The organism is Butyrivibrio sp. XPD2002, from assembly GCF_000423945.1.
Classification (GTDB): domain Bacteria; phylum Bacillota; class Clostridia; order Lachnospirales; family Lachnospiraceae; genus Butyrivibrio.
This window is the reverse complement of sequence record NZ_AUIY01000008.1, coordinates 107,255-130,843: the sequence shown is the minus strand read 5'-3', so window position 1 is coordinate 130,843 and position 23,589 is coordinate 107,255. Positions and strand designations below refer to the sequence as shown.

Below are 23,589 nucleotides of genomic sequence, written 5' to 3'. Positions count from 1 at the left end.
ATAAAAAATAAGCCAGAGTGCTGAAAAACTCTGGCTTTGTGTGCATTTAGTTCGATAAAATTTATTTATTAAAAAGTGTGCGTTTACCCTGAAAATTTACCGTAAAAAGCAGCTTAATGCTTTGTAAATATAAACAAAGAATTAATAAAAAGATATCTTGAATTCAGAATTGAATGTGATACTATCATATTGTATCAAATTGTTTAAATTGATAAAGATGGAAATATAGCTGAAAGGTTTATACCTTCAGAGAAGCCGGATACCTTAGTGTGAAGCATTGAAAAACAATTGAACAAATAAACAGCAGGAGGTTTAAGATGAAGTCAGGAAATGTAATATTGGCAGTAGTAGCAATACTCTTTGGTGGATGTCTTTTCATCCACAGACGTGTGATCAAGTCCCTGATCACAGGGGAGGAGATGCCTAAAGCACCAGCATGGCATACATGGGTTCCTGAAGATAAAAGGCGCTCATAACTTTCTTAGAAAATCAACTTGCCTAACTGGTTCTTATAGTTGGATATACCATAAACTCTCGACATCTGGTCGGGAGTTTTTTAGGATGAAAGCAGTCATTGAATGGCTGCTTTTATTATGTCTGAAACTCGGAACATGATGTCTGAACATCGGACGATTTTGAAGCTGTTTCTACTATATTATATAAGAGTCTTAAGACTAACAACATATTGCTTTTGGTTTTCATCGTTTCAAAGGAGGGAAAGATGGCGGCTGAAAATGATTTTCTACTTATTTATGCGGAATCTGACAACGGCAAGAGGATCGATATCATATTTGAACACTATGATAACTTTCTTGAGCTGGCGGATATGTTTGAAGGAAGGCTCTTTGATGATATTAAGGAAGAGAAGGCTTTTAACCGGAGAGAGGCAAGAGGAGATCTTGGTATCAGGGTCCAGACCTCAGGGAAGAGTGATCCGACCTGCATGGAGGCGACAGGAAATCTGACCCTGATACAGGATATACAGGATGGGAACATTGATGATGCCATGAAGGGGGCGGATGAGGATATGAAGCACGACATCCAGATCCAGGCTCTTCAGGATATGAGGACAGATTATAAGGACCTCAATGATGCGATGGTCATCCTTCCAAGAAAGCAGAGAAATGAAGTCAAAGACCTTCTTACAGGAGAAAGAGATCTCCAGCAGATTGCGGATGACAGCAAGAACTATTACGACTCTGCCAAGTCAAGGGTTTACCGCAACCGCAGCAAGGTAAAGAAAAAGGCAATAGAATTCATAGAAGATACAAGAAGAAAACAGATGAGAAGATGGAAGGAGTTGTGCAATGCCAAAGATGAGGAAGCAATTGGAGGAAAAAGAACTGAGGGAACTGGTGATGTCGGGTCAGAAAAAATACGTAACCTACAAGGAGGCGATGCTTCTGTATTCTCTGGGGAGACACTCTATAGAAGAGCTGGCTAAAGATGCAAAAGCAAGGTATTACGTGAAGGGACGTGTTCTGATCGATACGATTAAGGTAAATGATCACATAGAAAATAATTGTGAGTATGATGAGTAATCCATAGGGATCCATACAGATACACACAAGTCCAAATAGCAGCATTTATGCGGTTTTTGGGATTTTTAAGAGGATAAATATGGATTGAAACTGAGGAATATGACGGATTATAATGAACTTATGAACCGGCTATTCCTCTTTTTATTAGATAAATGGAGGAATCAAATGCCAAGAAAAGATAATAGAGGATATGTTCTGCATAGCGGTGAGTATCAGAGAGCAGACGGCAGATACTGCTTTGCCTACACAGACCGCACAGGTAAAAGACATCAGATCTATTCAAAGACACTGGTTGGAATGAGGGAGCGCAAGAAAAAACTTCTGCGCGACTATGAGGATGGACTCGACCCTCATAAGGCAGGCACGATCGAAGTGAGCCATATGGTTGACAGTTACCTTGCTACCAAGTATGACCTTAAGGTATCTACAAGAGGAGCTTACAGGAACAGTGCCAAGTACATTGATGAGGGGATTGGAAAATGTAAGATTGTCGATATCAAGTACTCAGATATCAAGAGGTTCTACTATGGCCTGATGATTGACAAGGGACTAAAGGCAACCACAGTTGATCACGTGAACACGGTGCTCCATCCTGCTTTCCAGATGGCAGTAAGGGACGGGCTTATCAGAACCAATCCTACAGAAGGGGTAATGAACGAGATAAAGCACAGCAGGTACTGGATCAAGGAAAAGAGATTTGCCCTTTCTATTCCGGAGCAGAAGCAGTTTATGGATTTCCTTCGCTCCAGCAGCAAATATCACGGATGGCTTCCGATTTTCACAATCCTTCTGGGAACCGGGATGAGAATAGGAGAATGCCTCGGTCTTACCTGGGATGACCTTGATTTCGAGAAGCGTATCATCAGTGTCAACCATTCACTTAGCGACAGACCTGATGAGGAGGGCGACTGCAGAAAGCGTATTGAGACTACAACCAAGACTGCCGCCGGAATGAGGACAATTCCCATGGTACAGGAAGTGTTTGATGCTTTTCTTATGGAATATGAGTTCCAGAAGATCATCGGTTTCTGCGAGGAAGAAGTGGATGGCTATTCTGGATTTGTCTTTTCCACGGGTAGCAGAACCGTACAGATGGCAGGAGCAGTCAACCGCGCACTCCACAGCATCATAGATGATGCCAACAAGCTGGAGGAAAGACTAGCAAAGCAGGAGAAGAGAGAACCTATTATGATACCGCAGATATCAGCCCACAATCTCAGACATACATTCTGCACGAGGCTGTGCGAGAATGAGTCCAACTTGAAAGTCATCCAGTCTATCATGGGCCACCATGACATCTCAACAACCATGGACATTTATGCAGAATGTACCGGAGAAAAGAAGCAGGAAGTAATGGCAAATCTTGAAGGCAAGATCATCATCTGAATGACACAGGTATGTCTTTGGACATGGAAGGCGTCATTTGGATTAAAAATTTACGGAAAGGTAATGACAAATGGACCAGGAAGTATTATACTGAGTTTAGTACAAAGTTCAGAGATGTAAACGAACTGAAATGTGCATCAGCAGATATTGAAAGATATCGATTATGATTCATCGGGTTCTCCATCATGGAGATTGTCCATAGGTGTCCAAAGAGGGCACGTCCTGCACCAAAAAGGACAGCAGATAAGGTACACTCTACGACGCGCTATGGATAAAAGTCAGTCCCGGGACCTTTCTAAAACGAACGTGTATGACATGCTAAGACACGGTATGGAAGAATCAGTAAGGATTTTCCCGACACTTAAGAGCTTAGACAAGTAAAAGATTGATAAATACTGAGGATGCAGTAACCATGAGGGGTGTCACCACACCCAATTTACACCCGTTCAAATTGAACTTTAGATCGTGGGTGCATTCGTTAATCAGATATTCTGTGATATTTAAAAGGTTTTATCAGTTAACAAAGTGAGAAAATCCTCCAAAATCGGACCAATTTTATCAGAGAACTCATGAGACAATTTGTGAACGAAAATAGAGGATGATCTCCTGTGAATTTAATAGTGATTTTTACATAGAGCAATTTTCCAGCTTCGGAGAATTGCTCTTTTTTCTTGCCCGAAAAACGGGTTTAACCACTATTTCATTTCACAGGAGGAAAAAGATGAATTTCGAAGATTTCAAAGAAAACTTTTCAAGCGATGTAAAAGACACATTGGAGAGAAGAAACGGTATTGAGTACGAGGTGGATGCCAGGACAGTCGAAAAGATGAATTCAACCTACGAGGCACTTACAGTAAAACCTGAGGGAAGCGTCATCGGCGTTAATCTTAATCTCACAGATATCTACAAGGAATTGGAGAATGGTGCAGATTACGGAGTTCTCGTTTCAAAATCTGCTGATCTTGCAGCAGAGGCTATCGAAAATCGTCCCGATTTCGATCTTGCATCCATTACAGATTACGACAAGATGAAGAATACGCTGGCGATTGAGGTTGTATCAGCTGAGAGAAACAAGACAAATCTTGAGAACGTGCCTCACAGAGATATGGAGGATATGGCAGTTGTTTACAGATTTGTTCTGGGGGATACAGGTTCGGGCTCAAGCAGCTCAATTCTCGTGACAAATCAGATGCTTGAGAACTACGGTATCACTGCAGATCAGCTTCATGAGGATGCAATTAAAAATGCACCGGAAATCAGACCTCTCGTTATTGAGGGTATGGCAGAGGTTTTAGCAAAGCAGATGGGTGTTGAAGACCTTGAGTTGATGGGGCTCAATATCCCGTCAGAGCAGGAGCAGATGTTTGTAGCATCCGTGGAAGGAAATGTTCACGGTGCAGGAGTACTTGCTTATCAGGACTTCATGGATAAGGCTGCTGAAAGAGCTGGAGGAAGCTTTTTCATTTTGCCCAGCAGCATCCATGAGGTCCTTATTATTCCTGATAATGGAAAATTCGATACAGCGAGTCTTGAGAACATGGTCAGAGAGGTTAATGCCACAACAGTGGATATCGAAGATCAGCTCACAGACAATGTCTATCACTACGATGCAGATGAGAAAGTTTTTGAACTTGCAGAGAAGTTCGAGGACAGAGTAGCTGCTAAGGAAGCTGATATTTCAAAGGAGGAAAAGTCCAAAGGAATATCAAAGCCTCACAAGGATCGTGGAGGCGAAGCTCTCTAATGGATAAATACGCGGAAGATAAGCCTTTGAGCTGTAAATACTGCTACTGGGGCACAAATAAGGGCGAATGTACAAGGGATGTCTGTTATTACCTTGTGAAGCCCAGGAAGAAACCGCGTTTTAAGTGTAAAGATAATTGTCCTTACAGTGTAGGCCAGCCGTGTATCGGCTGGTGTACACGTAAGATGCTTGAGGAAAAGGGGAAATAATCTAAAATGGCTGATTTTGAATATTTTTACGGACAGGAAGCTGATCTTTTTAGTTTTATAAGGGTACCAAAGCTTTTGTTTACAGATGACAGGTTTAAGAGATTAAGCAGTGATGCGAAAATTCTGTATGGCCTATTGCTCGATAGAATGAGTCTATCCGCAGATAATAAGTGGTTTGATGAAAAAGGAAGAGTGTATATTATCTACACGATAGAGGAAATCGAGAAGACAATTGGCTGTGCTAATGGTAAAGCCGGTAAAACCTTGAAACAGTTAGTCGATATTGGACTTGTTGACAGGACTTATCAGGGACAGGGCAAGGCGGCACTTCTTTATGTGAAGAAAATTCTTTCAGACATGTCAAAATCGCATTCCAAGACATGCGGAAATCGCACTTCTAGGGATGTGAAAATCGAATCTCAAGAAATGCGAAAATCGCAATGTAATAATACTGAGATTAATAATACTGATTTTAGTAATACTGAGAATAATAATCTTATCTCATCCAATCTCATCAGAATATACCCTCCGGGATATAAGGCTGAGGATGGAGCAGATAAGATACGATGCGATGAGATAAGAGAAGATAACATGTCTGATATAACAGAATTAAAAAAGTCTGTTATGGAGAAAATAGATGCTGACACTCTTAAGCAGCGATTCCCGTATAGCAAAGACCTTATTGATCAGACGGCTAACCTGATTGTAGATGTTCTATCCGATGATGTTGATTATTACATCATTGGTGGAGCCAGGAAGAAACCTGAGCTCGTAAAAGATCAGTTTAGAAACCTTGAATACAGGCATGTTGCATACGTGATTGATTCACTTAAGACCGTCACTAATGACATTCGAAATATAAGACAGTATCTGATAGCAGCACTTTATAACGCACCATTAACGATTGACGCCCACTATGAGTCACAGGTTAACCATGACTTATACAGGGGCGATTTTTAGTTTAGGAGAAAAACAAATGAGTAAAGGCACAGTATACGCCCTAGTAAATCAAAAGGGAGGAACGGGGAAGACCCAGAGTGCAGAGAATATCGGGATCGGACTGGCTGATGAAGGCAAGAAGGTTCTGCTGGTTGATATGGATCCACAGGGTTCCCTGACTATAAGCCTAGGATATCCAATGACGGATGATATTCCGGTGACAATAACAGACATCATGGCAAATATTCTTCAGGAAATACCGATAGAACCGGGTGAGGGAATAATCCATCATACAGAAGGTGTGGATCTCATGCCTGCTAATATTTCTCTGGCCGGAATGGAGGTGTCACTTGTAAATGCCATGGGCAGGGAGAGAATCCTCAAGGAATATATCGATTCTGTAAAACACAATTATGATGCTGTTCTGTTGGACTGCAGCCCATCACTTGGAATGCTGACCATAAATGCCATGACAGCTGCAGATAAACTGATTATTCCGATGCAGGCTCAGTATCTTTCAGCAAAAGGACTGGAGGCGCTTCTTCAGACTGTAAACAAGGTGAAGAGGCAGATGAATCCGGGACTGAAGATTGATGGCATTCTTCTTACCATGGTTGATGGGAGAACCAATTATTCCAAACAAATCAGTGAACTTGTGAGAAATGTTTATGGTGGAAAAATCAATGTCTATGCTACGGAGATTCCGCATTCAGTGAGGGCTGCAGAGATAAGTGCAGCTGGAAAGAGTATTTATAAGCATGATCCGAAGGGAAAAGTGGCTGTGGCATACAGGCAGCTAACGAAGGAGGTGCTGAAAAATGCAGAAATTGCGCGGAAACATTCAGCTTACGAGTTATGATGACATTTTCAAGACGGATGGGGATGGCCTGAATAATAGCCAGGGAGACGATAAGGCCAAAGAACAGTTTGATAAAGGGGGAGAACAGGTTGTTGATATTTCTATATCGGATCTCCATCCATTTAAGAACCATCCCTTTAAGGTTCTGGATGATGAGGAGATGGCTAAAACTGTTGATAGCATCAAAGAGTTCGGGGTACTCACTCCGGCAATTGTTAGACCAAGAAGTGAAGGCGGGTATGAGATTGTGTCAGGACATAGAAGATGTCATGCTTCTGAAATTGCTGGAAAGGAAACAATACCCTGTATTGTAAGAGACCTGGATGATGATGCCGCTACGATTTTGATGGTAGATGCCAATCTGCAAAGAGAATCGCTTTTGCCAAGTGAGAAAGCGTGGGCATACAAAATGAAGTTGGATGCTGTGCGTAGAAAAGCGGGAAGACCTACGAAAGAAAATTCGTGCCAAATTGGCACGAATTATCGCGCGGACCATGTTGTTGCGAAAAACTCAGAAGATAGTCCAAGACAAGTACAGAGATATATCAGTCTTACCAATCTTCTTCCGGAAATCCTGGATATGGTCGATAACAAGCAGATTGGCTTCAATCCGGCAGTTGAGATTTCATTCCTGGATGAAGCACAGCAACGTCAGCTCCTTGAAGCAATGGATTTCTCACAGTCTACGCCGTCACTGTCTCAGGCCCAGCGCATAAAGAAGCAGGCACTTGAAGAAGGTATAACGCAGGAGGCTATGAATGTAATCATGTCAGAAGAGAAAAAGTCAGATGTGGACAGAGTTACAATAAAGAACGATATCCTAAGGAAATATTTTCCGAAGTCATACACTCCAAAACAGATGGAGGATACAATTGTGAAGCTGCTTGATCAGTGGCAGAAAAAGAGAATGCATGAAAAACACCTGTGACCACGGATAAAGCCAGCTGATAGTTAGAGAGGGGGAGATTTTTATGCAGGAAACGGTTGAAGAGAAAACCGTAAACCTGGCTATCAGGACAGGCAAACTTTCCATGAGATGTCTGGTGGGGGCAGTCAGGGGATTTATTAATCACAAAAGGCGAAAGCAGATGATGGGACCCAAAAGATATAGGGGCAAGCAGACAGTAAAGCAGCTCCTTAGTCAGGATCAGGGTGCCACAAGTATGGTTATCGGTGATGAGGGTATAAAGGAATTTCAGCGTATAGCTAAAAGATATGGGGTAGATTTTGCAATAACGAAGGATAAATTTGCTGATCCACCTGTATATACAGCATTCTTTAAGGCAAAGGACATGGATGCGCTTGAAGCAGTCATGGATGAATTTGAAAAAACAAGAGCATTCAAGAAAGACAGACCCAGCGTAATAAGGCAGCTTGGCATCTACAAGGAAAAGGCAAAGGAGCAGATTATCAAAGCCAAAGTTAAAGTAAAGGAGATGATCAGATGACACGTAAACAGAAATGTCTTATCCTTCTTAATCTTCCGTATCTGCTTATCGGGCTTGTTGCCACAAATCTTGGAGAAGCCTGGAGACTTTCTTCAGGGACAAATGCTACTGACAGAATCAATTCGCTGATACAGGAAATACCGGTTGCAATGGCGAACTTTTTGCCCAGTCTTCATCCTTTTGATATGATGATTGGCGCAGCAGTTGGTGCAGGCTTCAAGCTGGTTGTGATATACAGAAGTAAGCATGCAAAGAAATACAGACAAGGTGCTGAATATGGTACAGCAAGATGGGGAACAGCTCAGGATATTGAGCCATATATGGCTCAAAAGTTTGAGGATAATGTCATACTGACTCAGACTGAACGCTTATCCATGGAGAGCAGACCCAAGAACCCCAAGTACGCAAGAAATAAAAATGTTCTTGTTGTCGGAGGTTCCGGATCAGGTAAAACACGATTTTTCCTGTTACCTAATCTACTGCAGATGCACAGTTCATATGTAATAACCGATCCCAAAGGGGACCTCATTATCAAAACTGGCAACTGCCTTAAGAAGCATGGGTACGATATTAAAGTGTTCAACACCATCAATTTCAAAAAGAGCATGCATTATAACCCGCTGCATTATATCCATTCCGAAAAGGATATTTTGAAACTGGTAAATACGCTTATTTCAAATACAAAAGGTGAAGGAAAGTCCGGTGATGAATTCTGGACGAAAGCGGAGACGCTGCTCTATACGGCTCTGATCGGTTATATCTATTATGTTGCTCCCTATGAGGAGCAGAACTTCAATACGCTGCTTGAGCTCCTTAATGCATCGGATGTTAGAGAAGACGATGAAGATTATATGAGTCCGGTGGATATGCTCTTCAGGGATCTTGAGCGCAAGGAGCCGGATCATTTCGCAGTAAGACAGTATAAAAAGTTCAAGATGGCGGCGGGCAAGACCATGAAGTCAGTGCTTATAAGCTGCGGAGCAAGACTTGCTGCTTTTGATATCGAGGAGCTTCGTGAAATAACAAGGTATGATGAACTCGACCTTGATATGCTGGGAGATAGGAAAACAGCTCTATTTCTTATCATGAGTGATACAGATCCGACCTTCAATTTCCTTATTGCTATGATCTATAGTCAGATGTTTAATCTGCTCTGTGAAAAGGCAGATGATGTTTATGGTGGTAAACTCCCTGTTCATGTGAGATGTCTTATCGATGAGACAGCGAATATCGGACAGATACCGCATCTTGAGAAGCTTGTGGCAACCATTCGAAGCCGTGAGATAAGTGCATGTCTGTTCCTTCAGGCAAAATCACAGCTCAAGGCTATTTACAAAGATAATGCAGATACTATTGTCGGCAACATGGATTCACAGCTATTCCTTGGCGGTACAGAGCAGACCACTCTGAAAGATCTTAACCAGATCCTTGGCAAGGAAACTATAGACATGTACAACACCGGGGAGAGTAAGGGTAACAATCCATCGTACTCCATGAATTACCAGAAGACAGGTAAGGATCTCATGTCCATAGATGAGATAGCGGTAATGGATGGTGGAAAGTGCATCTTGCAACTTAGAGGTGTGAGACCGTTCTTGTCGGATAAATACGATGTAACGCAGCATCCGCACTATAAGGAGACAGCGGAGTATAACCCCAAGAACAAATATGACATAGAGAAGAATCTCATTCCAAAGATGTCACTTAGGGATGAGGATTTATATGATGTAGTAGAGGTGTAAAGATAGTGATGAGGCAGAAGTTGGCTATGAAGTATCATTCTTTGTAGCATTCTGCCTTATCAAAAATGTATTGAGTTTATAAATGAATGATTATATACTTTAGGGACATGAATTTTTACGCTTTGCGAGGACTAAATGGAAGAAGTAAAAAATACAGTTTATGTGTATGTGGATGAGTCAGGTAGTATTACTAAAACAAATATAAGCAATAATAGATATTTTATTATTGCCATGCTATTTACGGATAATCCTACCGCAATACGTAGGCTGTTTAAGAAGAAAATTTCACAACTAATAAAGAATGATAGCAAAAGAAAAGAGACACTGATTAAGAACAAAGAGATTAAGGGATCTGATATATCTGAGAGAAAAAAATTACAGATATATCAGCATGTGTTAACACACGGAAAAGATACTCTTGAGCTAGGAATAATCGTTTTAGACAATAATTATGCAACTGACAAATTCATTGAAAATCATGCTAGGGCATTTAATTATCTTGTTCAGGTATATTTCGATAGTTGCTATAGAAAGCATAGCAAATATATGACAGGATCAGGTAAAATTGAGATACTCCTTGATGAACAGAATGTTGCAACTGGAGCAAAGTATAACTTGGAGGAATACCTGAATCAGCAGCTGACTATGTCCAACCCAATTTGTGATTCGTTTGCCGCAAATTATACAGATTCCAAGAATGAAAAACTTGTTCAATTAGCAGACTTTGTAGCAAATACTTTTTACAGAAATATTGAAAAGAAAGATGAGAATAGCGCTGAAAATATCAAATTATGGATGGATTCTTTATGTGGTGATGATATTTTTGACTTTTCTGAGGCGCATGATATCAAACTAAATTTTTGACTAAAATCCTATTTAATGTTAATATTAAATCAGCAAAGTAAATCGTTGCAAACCGCATGAGGATGTAAGGCAGATGTAAGCTGTCCGGTCCAGCGTTTTTGTTAGAAGGGCATTCCAGATATGGGATGTCTTTTGTTGTATATAGAATTTTACATAGGCCAGCAAAGGCCGGAGACGTCCGGTACTTACTGGTCTGTTTTTATGCCCAAATTCAGGTGCACAGGGAGGAAGGCATAACGAAACTATCAATCATATTTTAAATCGAGAAAGGAGAGTAGTCCGAAAGCCGGCGCGGTTTTTGGATGAAGATAGGAAGATGAAGAAAGAGGTACGGATGAAGATGAGATTATGAAAATAGAGTACGAGGCGTGGGTTTCGGGCGTGGGAATCCCGATAGAACAGTTCAGAGAAGGACCAAGTGATCCGTTTATTCTCTATAAAACGGGCTATCATTTGGTATTAATAGCCTTTGCGATTGTTCTGTCACAGGGGATCCCGGTGAACACAATGGAATTTTTTCAGAGCGCAGTAACATCATTACAGACAGTAGTAGTTGCCCTTGGTGCAGGTCTTGGAGCATGGGGCGTGGTTAACCTTCTTGAAGGTTACGGAAATGACAATCCGGGCGCGAAGTCTCAGGGTATGAAGCAGCTCATGGCGGGCGGTGGTGTTGCCCTCATCGGAACCCAGCTTATTCCTCTTCTTGCAAACCTTTTCTGATTTGCAGGAAAGCGCGGCCTGCCGCGCTATAGCAAGTGGCAGGACTGAAAATTTCATATGGTAATCATACAGAGCCAGGCGGAGATGCCGGTAAAGGGCATTTCCGAGTCTTGACTCTGGTCTTTAAAAATAAGCAAAGGAGCATAATCTATGGACAGAGTTATAGAAGAACTGACCTCCTGGCTTAAGTCTTTACTTGTTGACGGGGTTATGAGCGTTTTACAGGGCATGTTCGACAGTGTCAATAACCAGGTGGGTGAAGTGACCACACAGGTTGCGACAACACCCGCGGCGTTTCAGGCAAATGTCTTCAACCTGATAAAGGAACTGTCGGAAGGCGTGATCATGCCAATAGCAGGTATGGTACTGACATTCATCGCCTGCTATGAACTGATCCAGCTCATCATAGCGCACAATAACCTGGCAAATTTTGAGACATGGATATTCTTTAAATGGATCTTCAAGACATTCATAGCAGTAATGCTCATCAGTAACTGTTTCGACATAAGCATGGCAGTGTTTGATGTGGCTCAGCATGTTGTAAACAGTAGTGGTGCTCTGATACAGGGGTCGACGGCTGTTGATGATTCAGCTCTTGCTGGTATGAGGGCTACGATTGAAGCGATGGATCTGGCAGCCATATTTGGACTGTTCTTCCAGGTGCTGTTTGTAAATCTGGCAACGCAGATACTAGCTGCATTCATCTTCGTGGTCGTCTACGGAAGAATGGTGGAAATATATCTCATGATCAGTCTTGCACCCATACCCTTTGCTACATTCGGCAACAGGGAGCAGAGCCAGATTGGACAGAATTATTTAAGGGGACTTATCGCACTTGGATTCCAGGGTTTCCTCATCATGGTGTGCATGGGGATTTACGCAGCCCTTATACAGTCTGTTGCCTTTACGGATGACATAGTCGGATCCATGTGGGGAGTGTTGGGATATACGGTGCTTCTGTGCTTTTCCCTTTTGAAAACAAGTTCCCTTTCAAAGAGTATTTTCAGTGCAAGGTAGGGGGTAACAGAAAAAAATGGCAAATTTCGTATCAGTACCCAGGGATCTTACAAGGGTCAAGGAAAAGATAGTATTCGGTTTTACCAAAAGACAGATTATATGCTTTTCGCTTGGGGCACTCGTGGGAGTTCCCCTGTTTTTTGTTACAAAGAAGATGACGGAAAACATAAGTGCATCAACACTTGCGATGATGGCGGTGATGATGCCCTTCTTTTTTGTGGCTCTTTATGAAAAGGACGGCATGAACTGTGAGACCATCCTTCGGCACATGATCGTCTGGAGATTCAAAAGACCCAGGATAAGACCATACAGGACAGAGAATTACTACGCTGCCCTCATGAGGCAGAGAAAACTAAAGGAGGAGGTAGAGGACATTGTTGTTTCATTTGTTCAGAAAGAAAAAGAAAAGAAACCTTAAGGTTCCGGCACGCCTCTCATCCGAGGAGAAGAAGCAGATAAAGAAGGTCATTGATAATGCGAAGAAATCGGACGATGTTCCCCACTCCGCCCAGGAATCCGTGACCTTTGAGAGGATGTTTCCCAGCGGCATATGCAGGGAGGAAGGGGATTTCTATTCAAAGACGATCCAGTTCCAGGACATCAACTACAAGCTCGCCCAGGATGAGGACAAGACAATCATGTTTGAGGAGTGGTGCAGTTTCCTGAACTTCTTTGACAGTTCAGTGGAATTCGTGCTGACATTTCTTAACGTAAGTACGGATGCAACAGCTTTTGAAAAGAGTATCAGGATACCCTTAAGGAAGGACGGATTCAACGTCACAAGGGATCAGTATTCAAATGTACTGAAGAGGCAGCTTGAAAAAGGTAACAACGGTCTTACAAAGACCAAGTACCTAACATTCGGAATCCATGCATCATCCATAAGGGAGGCAAAGCCAAGGCTCAACCATATCGAGATAGATATAATGAATAACTTCAAGCATCTCGGTGTCATGGCAAATACCCTAAACGGCAAGGAGCGTCTTAAGCTCATGCATGACATTTTCCATATGGGAGATGATGACAGGTTCATGTTTGACTGGAAGTGGTGCAGTGAAAGAGGACTTGGTCCCAAGGACTTCATCGTTCCAAGCAGCTTTGCATTCCAGAAGAAAAAGAGTTTTGAGATGGGAGACATGTACTGTGCGATGAGCTTCCTTTCGATAACGGCATCCGAGATAAATGATGAGATGCTGGCAGATTTCCTTTCAATGGATTCATCGCAGGTGCTCAGTATACACATGCAGTCAATTGACCAGAATCAGGCCATAAAGAACGTCAAGCGTAAGATAACGGAGCTAGATAGGAACAAGATCGAGGAGCAGAAAAAGGCTGTAAGAGCCGGGTATGACATGGACATAATTCCCTCAGATCTTGCAACCTATGGTAAGGATGCCAAGGCACTTCTCCGCGAGCTGCAGTCACAGAACGAGAGAATGTTCCTAATAACCTTCCTTATCATGAATACGGGTAAGACTGAGAGGGAGCTTGAGAATAATGTTTTCCAGGCAAAGAGCATAGCACAGAAGCATAACTGCATTCTGGTAAGACTTGATTACCAGCAGGAGATGGGACTTATGAGCAGCCTTCCGCTTGCACGTAACCATATCCAGATACAGCGCGGCATGACAACATCAAGCTCAGCGATTATGATCCCGTTCACGACCCAGGAGCTTTTCCAGGAGGGTGAGGAGTCACTATATTACGGACTTAATGCCCTTTCAAATAACCTTATCATGGCTGACAGAAAGAAGCTGAAGAATCCCAACGGACTTATCCTTGGGACACCGGGTGCGGGAAAGTCCTTCTCAGCAAAGCGTGAGATGGCAAACGTCATGCTCGCAACGGACGATGATATTATAGTATGCGATCCTGAGGGAGAGTATTCCCCGCTTGTCCATAAATTCAACGGCCAGGTAATCAAGATAAGTGCCAATTCCACACAGTATATCAATCCCATGGACATCAACCAGAACTATTCCGACGATGACAATCCCATAGCACTGAAGGCTGAGTTTATCCTGTCCCTCTGCGAACTTGTCCTTGGAGGAAGGGACGGCCTCATGCCAATAGAGATAACCGTCATAGACAGATGCGTCCATAAGATATACAACAGATACTTTGAGGATCCAAGGCCTGAGAACATGCCGATTCTGGAGGATCTGTACAATGAGCTGTTAAAGCAGAGTGAACCTGAAGCCAGGAATGTTGCTACTGCACTTGAGATCTATGTAAAGGGTTCCCTCAACGTATTCAATCACAGGACAAACGTTGATATCCATAACAGATTCATCTGCTATGACATCAAGGAGCTTGGAAAACAGCTTAAGAAGCTTGGAATGCTGATCGTTGAGGATCAGGTCTGGGGCAGGGTTTCAGCAAACCGTGAATCCGGAAAGAGTACACGTTACTATATGGACGAGTTCCACCTACTCCTGAGGGAGAAGCAGACCGCAAGCTACAGCGTGGAAATCTACAAGCGATTCCGTAAGTGGGGCGGAATACCGACAGCAATCACGCAGAACGTCAAGGACCTCCTGTCATCTCCTGAGATAGAGAATATCCTGGAGAACTGCGAATTCATATATATGCTGAACCAGGCGACAGGAGACAGAAATATACTTGCCAGAAAACTTGGCATCAGTGACCATCAGCTCTCATACGTAACCCAGGCGGGTGAAGGTGAAGGGCTGTTATTTTTTGGAAACGTGATACTGCCGTTCGCAGACCACTTCCCTACAGACATAGAGCTGTACCGAATACTTACAACCAAACCGAATGAGATTGCACAGTATAAGGAAGAGAAGGGAGCATAAAAACTTGAATGACAGAAAGTATTACAGGAGTAAGTTTCGCACGAAGTCCTCCCTGAAGGCTGAGTATGGGAAAAAGCTTAAAAGCGGCAGGGATGGCAGGAACATTCCGGACAGCGATGAAAAGAATAAGGTAAGGCGCCTTTATGGCAGTAACGGGCAGAAGAATCAGGATGATGTTGTCATAAGTGATCCTCTGGGAACCTCCGGGATGGATGAGACAGGCATATCTAGGGAGGAAATCAGAAAACGAAGGATCCGTGCAAAGCAGAGGAAGAAAGTGCTTGAAGGAAGAAAAGAATCTGAGGAGCTGCTTGGTATAAAGGCTCAGATGATTGAAGAAAACAGACATATACAGGAGGATAACTATTCCAGAAATATGTCACAGATCACAGATGAATCCCATAAAGAATTCGCTGAGCATATATCATTCATGAATTCATCTGAAGCTGAGAAGTCCAATGTATATCAGGCTGAGGTTGTGGCGAGCCATGTATTTGGCAAGAGCACTTCAGGCACTCCCGGATCAAGGCTTGATGCTATGAGGAGAACTACCTCGGGCATATCTCATGGTGTTATCGGAGCAGCCGGTCTTGCAGCGTCTGCAGCCACAAGTGTTGTTGGAAGTGCCTGTACACCTGACGGAACAGACGATGACAATTCAGGTGATGATGCAATCCGTGAAGGAATTCGGGCCACGGAAGAAGCTGGCAGAAGGTTTAATGAGAGCGTATACCGCAGGAAGCTTAAGCGTGAGCACAGGGAAGAAAGGAAGAATTCCAACGAGCAGAATCCGAAGGACGGGTCAAATCCAAAGTCCAGGGCAGCACAGAAAAAGAAGAGAAGGAAATCCTATTATGAGAGGGAGAAGGAGCGCGAGGCAGCAAGAGGCGGCCTTACAACACTGGAAGAGATAGCTGAGAAGATCTCAGAAAAACTCAGTGACCTTGCAGCAGCGATTGTTGCCTTTGTTGAGGAAAATCCCAAGCTTTTTGTGGCGATAATCATCATAATGCTCATGATAATCATGCTGTGTACCCTTATGTCCAGCTGCGCACTTGTTATGCCTGCCATGAACGATGGAGGTGCGACATCATCTTACAGTGCCTACGATGAGGATATCAAAGGCGTTGAAAAGGACTACCGCAAACTCGAGGAAGACCTTGAAGATACCATTTCAAAGACCCCGGAGCTTTATCCCGGATATGATGAATACGAGTACGAGCTTGATGAGACAGGACATGATCCCTATCAGCTTGCAGCTTTCCTTACCGCCAAGTATGACGATTACAAACGGAAGGACATGAAGAACATCATTAAGGAGATCTTCAAAAAGCAGTACAAGCTCACCTATTCGGAGAGACAGGAGACAAGGACTAGGAAAGTCCAGAAGATTGGACTAAGGTGGGTGGAGGATCAAAACCACGCTGATGGCGGGTACTATGAGCAGTATACCTATGAGGTTGATGAGCAGTACACAGTAAAGATCCTGAAGGTAAAGCTCGATAACAAGGGACTTGATCATGTCATTGAGCACTCGGGTATGACGGATAAACAGAAAAAGCATTACGAACTTCTCATGTATACCCGTGGTAACAAGGAATATCTCTTTGAGGATATCTACGGAGACGGAGATGATGATGAGTATCATGTTCCGGGAGAAGCACTCACTGACCAGCAGTTTGCAGCGATGATAGCTGAAGCTGAAAAGTATCTTGGAAGAGCGTATATCTGGGGAGGCAGCAATCCCACGACAGGCTTTGACTGTTCGGGATTTGTATGCTGGGTGCTCAATCACACGGGATGGCACGTGGGAAGGACAACTGCACAGGGACTGAGGAAATTCTGTACACAGATCTCACCGGAAGAAGCAAAGCCGGGGGATCTTATTTTTTTCCAGGGAACCTATGATACACCCGGTGCAAGCCACGTGGGAATCTATGTCGGGGACGGCATGATGATACACTGCGGAAATCCCATTTCCTATGCATCGGTAAATACAAAGTACTGGCAGAATCACTTTTTATGCTACGGGCGTTTGCCTTAAATGGAAAAGCAGCTGCCAGAAGGGGGAGACATGTTTGAGAGATTAGACAGATACAAGGCCGAACTTGCGAAGGCCAAAGAGAAAAGAGCCGAGGCTGATGCAAAGGTCAGGGCTCTTGAAAAGAAATGTCAGGAGGAGGAAAAGACTGCCGTCCATGAGATGATGAAGGCAGCCGACATCACTCCTGCGGAATTACAGAAGCTTATCGCCTACACAAAGGGAAACATGCCCGGGGATAAGAGTGTGGGAGAGATAGTTAATAACGATGAGGAGGAGATCACAGATGAAACTGAAGACTAAAATACTTATACTTGGCGCAGCGGTGTTTGCGCTGACAGCGTTCTGTATTACAGGCAATAACATCACTGCAAAAGCCTTTGTTGATCCGGAGGCTGTAGAAGCTGAGGAAGAGAAACCCGACCCGCCTGTGGAGGAACCGGAAGAGGAGATGGGACCTCTTACTCCCGAGGGAAACCTTACCATAGTTGATGACTATGGCAGTCCTGAAAAGAGCGGAAAGCAGTTCATCACTGTCACGACGAAGAACGGAAATATCTTTTATATCATCATCGACCGTGATGATCAGGGTGAGAATACAGTTCATTTCCTTAATCTTGTTGATGAGAGGGATATCCTGTCACTTCTTGATGAGGATGAGATAAAGGAACTGAAGGGTGAAACTGATGAAGAGGTCACACCTGCTCCTGTGGTGGAAGAGCCTAAAGAAGAGGAGCCTGAGCCCGAACCTGAGGAGCCTAAGAAGGGAGGATCCAAAGCGGCTCTCATTGTGATACTGATACTCATGGCTGGTGCAGGTGGCTTTTATATTTACTCCAATAAGGACGAGTTCATAAAGAAGGAAAAGGAAGATCCTGATGAGGATTTCCAGGAGGAAGAGGAAAAGAGTGTACTCGACAGTATGCCAGAAGAGCATGAGGACTCTGAAGAGTAATCAGGATATTAAAAGGGCAGTGCCATTAGAGATTCATAAGAATCCATGAATTGTCCTGAAAAAAATGCGGCTGCAGATGCTTTGATCTGCAGCTGTTTTCATGAGAGGAGGGAATCATCATGGTGGAAGCAGATGTAAGAATGCCGATGACTGCAGAGGAAAAAGTGGACATCATCTCAAACCGTCTTTCAAGCTACAGCTTCAGGATGGGTGAGGTTATTGATGCCAGAAAGAAAGCAGCGGAAAAAAAGAAACAGCTGATAAAACACGGTAAAAAGGATGGCAGGGAATCAGTTCTTCAGAAACTGGAGAACTACAAAAAAGCGAAAGGAGTGCTGGCATGAGCGGACTTGATATAGCAAACGACAGGCTGAACAAGGAAGAGGAACTTACAGAAAAAGAAGAGTCCATCCTTGAACAGCATACTATCCATTCGAAAAAGAATTATCTCAAAACTGTGGAGGATGCAGTCGAAGGTAATGACAATAACTTTGACGGAGTGATCAACTCGGTTCCTGAAATAAAAGAGGATGATCTGAGAGTTGTGCCTGCCTGGGCTTTGGAATTTTTGGAAGATCTGGACAGGATCCTGGAAGGTGATGACACGGAGCTGTCCGGAAGAAAAGCCAGGGAGTATGAGGAAGCAAAGGCAAAAGCTGAAGAGGCTGAGAGGATTGCAGGGGAGAGAAGACATGCAAGAGCGCACGCACAAAGTTACTGTCAGATTGACAGATGAGGAATATGCAAGACTTATCGCCAAGATGGATGAGGTCGGTGTCAGCAGCATGAGCATGTATATCAGGAAGATGATGCTGGACGGGTATTGTGTGAGATTAAAGACGGATGACTTTAGTGAGATCGTGTATCTCCTTCGCATGTGTTCCAACAATCTTAACCAGTATGCGAAAAAGGCAAATGCTTTCGGAGATGTATATGCTGCAGATATGGAAGATCTGAAAAAGAGACTTGATGAAATCTGGGAGCATACAAAAAACATGATGATAGCTTTTTCGCAGATCAGATAAATGACATAAAGCATGGATATGTAAGAACTTCCTAAATGACAAACTTGGCAGATAAGTTTTTCAAATTTATCATTATCATATCAGGAACGGATACTTGTTTTCTATGGAATCGCAGGTGACATGATTTAAAGACTGGAGGTAAAGCGATGGGTATGATGAGAATTGTTTTGAAGGTTCTGCTTTTTCCGTTATTCCTTATGGTGTTCACGGCAAACATGTTTGCAAAGATGTTTGTGAATATCTCTGGATTTGTTGCAGGGATGATGTTCCTTGCCGGGACAATCCTTATCATCTACTGCTTTGCGACCCACTGCATCTTTGGAGTGGTGATGACCTTCATTGCAGGGATGATGGTAATGGCAGCGATGCTCGCCATTGGACTTTGTGAGCATCTGATCGAGATGGCGGTGGAGCTTTACCAGGATTTCTGATAACTGAAGACAATGGATATGACTATAAAGGCAGTCTGTATTTTTCATAAATATGGGCTGCTTTTTCTATTGCCGGGAAAACGAAAGAAGGGGGACCGATCATGGCAGCAACCAGGCTTATTTCACTTCATCATGTTAAGACAAAATCTGTTGCCCAGTGCCTTAAGCGCTGCATTGATTATGTCAGGGATGAGAAGAAGACTGAGGATGAAAAGTATATCAGCACCTACGGCTGTGATCCCAAAACAATCGTCGGTGAATTCCTTCTTTCAAGAAAAATCTATGAGGACAATGTAAGAAGACCGCATAAAAAAGATGTTATCGCCTATCAGATAAGACAGTCATTTAAGCCGGGGGAGATCACTCCTGAAAAGGCAAATGAGATAGGGTACGATCTTGCAATGCGCTTCACAAAAGGAAGGCATGCTTTCATGGTTGCCACGCATACGGATAAACACCATATCCATAATCACATCGTTTTCAACTCCGTATCCATCGATGGAAAAAGCAGGTTCAGGAATTTTTATTTTTCAGGACTGGCACTTTCAAGAATATCCGACATTCTCTGTCTGGAGAATAATCTCTCAGTGATCCAGAGCAGATATGAAGAAAATATCAGAAACAAAAACAGTAAAAGGCATCGCTCCGGGAATCGCGCCCTTGATCAGAACAGCCTAAGCTTCCTTGTTGATATCGAGAAAAAGATGCGCGAGGGAAAAGGCAGGGGCTATGAAAACTGGGCAAGGAAGTTCAACCTAAAGCAGCGTGCCAAGGTGCTTTTGTTTTTGGAAGAACATGGCATTTCCTCTTATGAGGAACTTGTAAAAATGACGGATTCCATGGAAGCAGATATCGATGTCCTGAATGAAAAGATAAAAGCCCGTAACACTGCCATGAAGGAAAACAAGGAACTTCAAAAAGCCATCATAGATTATTCCAAGACCAGGGATACCTATACCGCATACAGGAATAGCGGATACAGTAAAAAGTTCTATGCCGAACATGAGGATGAGATCGAAAGACATAAAGCGGCGAAGAAGATCTTTGATACTGTTTCCGACGGAAAGCTTCCCAAAATGAAGGAACTCCGTGATGAATACGTCGAGCTACTTGCTGTCAATAAAACTGATTTTCAGGAGTATGTCCGCATGCGGAAAGAGAAAAAGGACTTCCTTATTGCAAGGAAGAACCTCGAACTTCTGCTGGAGCGTGAGAAGGCAGAAGAGAGAGAAAAGGCGAAGGCGAAGCAGAGCCGCAGCTCGAGGTCGGAGACCTCGTTGTAAAAGCAGAAATCGCATTTGCCCGACAAATGCACTGCTTGCATGCGACCCAGCCATAGGCTGTGGTCGTCCCGGGTTAACAGCCCGGAAGAAAAAATCATCAGAGCTTTTCAAAAAAGCTGAAAACACAAACACACTATTTTTCAAAATGAGGGGAGACAAAAGTCATGAGAATTGATATCAGAACAAGAGCACTTGAGGAGACAACAAACGGAGTAAGGGGAGTTGCGACAGTAACCTTTGGAGGCAGCTTTGCTGTAAGAAATATTTCCATCGTGGAGAGCAAGGCCGGGAATCTTTTTATCTCGATGCCCAGCTATAAGATGAAGACCACAGATGAAAACGGAAAGGCCCAGTTCAAGGACATCGCTTATCCTGTGACAAAGGATTTTAGAGAAAGATTACAGGAGAATGTGCTTCACAGCCTGGAGATTGGTGAGGACGTAAACTTTGAGGTGTGATCTTTGACTACAAGAATATGCTGAAAGGGGGAGCGTTATGACTGAAGATTATGAGAAATCCAAAATAGACCAGATCTCGGAGAAACTTGAACAGGGACTCCGGGATCTTTTTAATTCTGAAAACTATAAGGCATATTTGACCACAATGTCTAAGTTTCACACTTACAGTTTCAACAATACCCTGCTCATAGCCATGCAGCGACCGGATGCTACTTTGGTTGCAGGGTACCAGGCGTGGAACAGGAACTTTGGCAGATATGTTAAGAAAGGCGCAAAGGGTATTAAGATCATATCTCCTGTAGTCAAAAAGGCAGAGGAGCCAAACAGAGAAAATATGATCCCTATACTTGCACCGGGACAGACTCTTGAGGATTACCAGAAAGTCCAGGCAGAGAAAAAACCGGAATATCAGATGTCGGGATTTAAGGTCACAACGGTATTTGATGTATCGGATACGGATGGAAAAGAACTTCCGACCATAGGCTGCAAGGAGCTTGGAGGAAGTGTGGAGGATTATGAAAAGATGATCGCTGCACTTACTGCGGTTTCTGTTGTGCCGATCGAGTACCATGAGATTCCAGGTGATGTAAAAGGTTACTACAACATGAGTGAAAAGAAGATCGTGGTCAATGAAGGAATGTCTGAGGTACAGACCATCAAGACGCTGATCCATGAACAGGTCCACAGCAGGCTGGATGATAAGGATAAAATAGCAGCGGAGGGGCTTGAGAAAAGAGCGCGTAATGATGCTGAGCAGATCGCGGAATCCGTAGCATATGTTGTGTGCCAGCATTATGGAATAGATACTTCTGAGTATTCATTCGGATATATCGCTTCCTGGAGTCAGGATAAAGATGCAAAAGAGCTTAAAGCTTCCATGGAAACAATAAAGAAAACTGCATCAGGCCTTATCAAGGAAATCAATGCAGAACTTGGTATTGATGAAATTGGTAAGGAGAAAAAGAACTTCATGGATAAGCATGTTTCTGCAAAGGGAGCAGAACACTCAGAGGTTAAAGCTGTCAAGCCAAAGAAAGATATGGAGATGGCAATGTAAAAACTATCGTCAGCTGACGATGAAAATGTATTTTGAAATTGCTGGTGGAGGAATAGTCCATCCGAACTTTTTGGGGTGTCATTTTATCATCAGCTGACGATGTTTTGGAGGTCAAATTTGTGTCCTGGAGGTTAGTTATGGACGAACTTTTAAAAATCGAATGTGAAACCATTGTTAACTGGAACAAGGAAGAGCCATTTGCGATTGTCTATACCAGAGATCCGGATGTGATGAAAAGGCTTGATCAGTTATGTACCAGGTACCCGGAACTCTATGCGCTGACAAAGGAAACCAGATTTGATAAATACTATCAGATTCCTAAAGGTTATGTCAGGTTTCATAATCCTGCGCAGAATTCTCAGAAATCAAGGGAGGATGCCAGCAGGCGGATGAAGGAAATAAACAAAGCAAAATGGAACGCGAAGAAATGATTTCACAAACGGGGTTGCAATTAATTTGCAGCCTTTTACATAATCGGCAACATTGATTTGCATCAAAGATCAAAATAATCTTTACAGAAGAAATGCTATTACTACTGTTTTGATTATTGAGTGGGTGAACAAATGGAAATCGATTATGAAATTGTTGGAAAGCGCATAAAAGAATATCGTGAGAGACTTGATCTGACACAGGAGGATCTGGCATTTGCCATCGGAACTTCATCAGCATACATAAGTGAAATGGAAAGAGCTTTGAAGAAACCAAGTCTTGATAAGTTGGCTGATATTGCAGAGGTTCTCGGGGTAACTGTGAATGATTTCATATATCCTGCTTCGATAACCATGACCAATGTGAAGGAATTGAAATCAGCATTCTTAAAACGGATATCAAAATATACATTGGATGAACAGAGCAGACTCCTTGATAATCTTGATTCCATAGTGGACATAGTAAGTACAAAGTAGGTGGCGGCCAAACGGCTGCCATTTATTTTTTTGCAAAAAAAATACAAAAACTTAACCTATAGCACGAGCAGTTTAACCTACAGCACGTGGTGAAAAAACATTATTAATATTATTTTCATATTACGGAGTACTTAAATGCCGTAAATGAG

Annotated in this window: 28 protein-coding genes; all 28 read left to right on the top strand. The window is 43.0% G+C overall.

The annotated features are described in order from the left end of the window. The first annotated feature begins 317 nt into the window (after positions 1 to 317). Positions 318 to 476 (top strand): hypothetical protein, encoded by a 159-nt coding sequence (locus G587_RS25380; protein ID WP_022770065.1) that lies wholly within the window; start codon positions 318 to 320, stop codon positions 474 to 476. A 245-nt stretch (positions 477 to 721) separates the two neighbouring features. After that, positions 722 to 1,444 (top strand): hypothetical protein, encoded by a 723-nt coding sequence (locus tag G587_RS25815; RefSeq protein ID WP_022770064.1) that lies wholly within the window; start codon positions 722 to 724, stop codon positions 1,442 to 1,444. After that, positions 1,359 to 1,541 (top strand): DUF6462 family protein, encoded by a 183-nt coding sequence (locus G587_RS26730; RefSeq protein ID WP_334290988.1) that lies wholly within the window; start codon positions 1,359 to 1,361, stop codon positions 1,539 to 1,541. The genes G587_RS25815 and G587_RS26730 overlap by 86 nt, the downstream gene beginning before the upstream one ends. Positions 1,542 to 1,706: 165 nt before the next feature. Then, entirely contained in the window at positions 1,707 to 2,927 is a 1,221-nt protein-coding gene (locus G587_RS0105855) for a site-specific integrase (protein ID WP_022770063.1), read from the top strand. Positions 2,928 to 3,648: 721 nt separating this feature from the next. After that, positions 3,649 to 4,671, top strand: a complete 1,023-nt coding sequence (locus G587_RS0105850) for a DUF5688 family protein (RefSeq protein ID WP_026491474.1) — start codon at positions 3,649 to 3,651, stop codon at positions 4,669 to 4,671. Beyond that, the gene (locus G587_RS21600) at positions 4,671 to 4,880 is read left to right on the top strand and encodes a hypothetical protein (protein WP_035765119.1); all 210 of its coding nucleotides are present in this window, start codon (positions 4,671 to 4,673) and stop codon (positions 4,878 to 4,880) included. Before G587_RS0105850 ends, G587_RS21600 begins: the two co-directional genes overlap by 1 nt. A 6-nt stretch (positions 4,881 to 4,886) precedes the next feature. After that, positions 4,887 to 5,840: a replication initiator protein A gene (locus tag G587_RS0105840; protein WP_026491473.1), complete on the top strand. Its 954-nt coding sequence runs from the start codon at positions 4,887 to 4,889 to the stop codon at positions 5,838 to 5,840. A gap of 16 nt (positions 5,841 to 5,856) precedes the next feature. After that, positions 5,857 to 6,678, top strand: a complete 822-nt coding sequence (locus G587_RS0105835) for a ParA family protein (RefSeq protein WP_026491472.1) — start codon at positions 5,857 to 5,859, stop codon at positions 6,676 to 6,678. After that, a complete protein-coding gene (locus G587_RS0105830; protein ID WP_026491471.1) occupies positions 6,638 to 7,606 on the top strand; it encodes a ParB/RepB/Spo0J family partition protein in 969 nt (322 codons plus the stop codon). Before G587_RS0105835 ends, G587_RS0105830 begins: the two co-directional genes overlap by 41 nt. Before the next feature lie 43 nt (positions 7,607 to 7,649). Next, positions 7,650 to 8,126: a PcfB family protein gene (locus G587_RS0105825; protein ID WP_026491470.1), complete on the top strand. Its 477-nt coding sequence runs from the start codon at positions 7,650 to 7,652 to the stop codon at positions 8,124 to 8,126. Further along, positions 8,123 to 9,868, top strand: coding sequence for a VirD4-like conjugal transfer protein, CD1115 family (locus tag G587_RS0105820; protein WP_026491469.1), 1,746 nt, complete (start codon positions 8,123 to 8,125; stop codon positions 9,866 to 9,868). Before G587_RS0105825 ends, G587_RS0105820 begins: the two co-directional genes overlap by 4 nt. 135 nt (positions 9,869 to 10,003) lie before the next feature. Next, the gene (locus G587_RS0105815) at positions 10,004 to 10,732 is read left to right on the top strand and encodes a DUF3800 domain-containing protein (protein WP_026491468.1); all 729 of its coding nucleotides are present in this window, start codon (positions 10,004 to 10,006) and stop codon (positions 10,730 to 10,732) included. Between the two features lie 507 nt (positions 10,733 to 11,239). Further along, positions 11,240 to 11,452: a Maff2 family mobile element protein gene (locus G587_RS0105810; protein WP_026491467.1), complete on the top strand. Its 213-nt coding sequence runs from the start codon at positions 11,240 to 11,242 to the stop codon at positions 11,450 to 11,452. Positions 11,453 to 11,602: 150 nt separating this feature from the next. After that, entirely contained in the window at positions 11,603 to 12,469 is an 867-nt protein-coding gene (locus G587_RS0105805; protein ID WP_026491466.1) for a VirB6/TrbL-like conjugal transfer protein, CD1112 family, read from the top strand. Positions 12,470 to 12,485: 16 nt separating this feature from the next. Further along, the gene (locus tag G587_RS0105800; protein ID WP_026491465.1) at positions 12,486 to 12,887 is read left to right on the top strand and encodes a PrgI family protein; all 402 of its coding nucleotides are present in this window, start codon (positions 12,486 to 12,488) and stop codon (positions 12,885 to 12,887) included. 37 nt (positions 12,888 to 12,924) lie between these two features. Next, positions 12,925 to 15,285, top strand: coding sequence for a VirB4-like conjugal transfer ATPase, CD1110 family (locus G587_RS0105795; RefSeq protein ID WP_442855753.1), 2,361 nt, complete (start codon positions 12,925 to 12,927; stop codon positions 15,283 to 15,285). Between the two features lie 4 nt (positions 15,286 to 15,289). After that, positions 15,290 to 17,329 (top strand): C40 family peptidase, encoded by a 2,040-nt coding sequence (locus tag G587_RS21595; protein WP_051200794.1) that lies wholly within the window; start codon positions 15,290 to 15,292, stop codon positions 17,327 to 17,329. Between the two features lie 30 nt (positions 17,330 to 17,359). Further along, entirely contained in the window at positions 17,360 to 17,629 is a 270-nt protein-coding gene (locus tag G587_RS21590) for a DUF4315 family protein (RefSeq protein ID WP_035765106.1), read from the top strand. Then, positions 17,613 to 18,281 carry a DUF4366 domain-containing protein gene (locus G587_RS0105780; protein WP_026491463.1) on the top strand — a complete coding sequence of 223 codons (669 nt, stop codon included), beginning with the start codon at positions 17,613 to 17,615 and terminating at the stop codon, positions 18,279 to 18,281. The genes G587_RS21590 and G587_RS0105780 overlap by 17 nt, the downstream gene beginning before the upstream one ends. 119 nt (positions 18,282 to 18,400) lie before the next feature. Further along, on the top strand, positions 18,401 to 18,625 hold the full coding sequence (locus G587_RS0105775; RefSeq protein WP_026491462.1) for a hypothetical protein: 225 nt from the start codon (positions 18,401 to 18,403) through the stop codon (positions 18,623 to 18,625). Next, a complete protein-coding gene (locus tag G587_RS0105770) occupies positions 18,622 to 19,017 on the top strand; it encodes a DUF4316 domain-containing protein (protein ID WP_026491461.1) in 396 nt (131 codons plus the stop codon). Before G587_RS0105775 ends, G587_RS0105770 begins: the two co-directional genes overlap by 4 nt. Continuing rightward, a complete protein-coding gene (locus tag G587_RS0105765; protein ID WP_330364401.1) occupies positions 18,917 to 19,306 on the top strand; it encodes a plasmid mobilization protein in 390 nt (129 codons plus the stop codon). Before G587_RS0105770 ends, G587_RS0105765 begins: the two co-directional genes overlap by 101 nt. 152 nt (positions 19,307 to 19,458) lie before the next feature. After that, complete coding sequence (locus tag G587_RS0105760) at positions 19,459 to 19,737, top strand: hypothetical protein (protein ID WP_155829437.1); 279 nt, start codon at positions 19,459 to 19,461, stop codon at positions 19,735 to 19,737. Positions 19,738 to 19,838: 101 nt separating this feature from the next. Beyond that, positions 19,839 to 21,020 (top strand): relaxase/mobilization nuclease domain-containing protein, encoded by a 1,182-nt coding sequence (locus tag G587_RS0105755; RefSeq protein WP_026491458.1) that lies wholly within the window; start codon positions 19,839 to 19,841, stop codon positions 21,018 to 21,020. A gap of 164 nt (positions 21,021 to 21,184) precedes the next feature. Further along, complete coding sequence (locus G587_RS21585) at positions 21,185 to 21,478, top strand: SpoVG family protein (RefSeq protein ID WP_026491457.1); 294 nt, start codon at positions 21,185 to 21,187, stop codon at positions 21,476 to 21,478. 37 nt (positions 21,479 to 21,515) lie between these two features. Further along, on the top strand, positions 21,516 to 22,535 hold the full coding sequence (locus tag G587_RS21580; RefSeq protein WP_035785952.1) for an ArdC family protein: 1,020 nt from the start codon (positions 21,516 to 21,518) through the stop codon (positions 22,533 to 22,535). Positions 22,536 to 22,672: 137 nt separating this feature from the next. After that, positions 22,673 to 22,966, top strand: coding sequence for a hypothetical protein (locus tag G587_RS0105740; RefSeq protein WP_026491456.1), 294 nt, complete (start codon positions 22,673 to 22,675; stop codon positions 22,964 to 22,966). Between the two features lie 132 nt (positions 22,967 to 23,098). After that, entirely contained in the window at positions 23,099 to 23,440 is a 342-nt protein-coding gene (locus G587_RS24220) for a helix-turn-helix domain-containing protein (RefSeq protein WP_051200792.1), read from the top strand. Positions 23,441 to 23,589 lie beyond the last annotated feature (149 nt).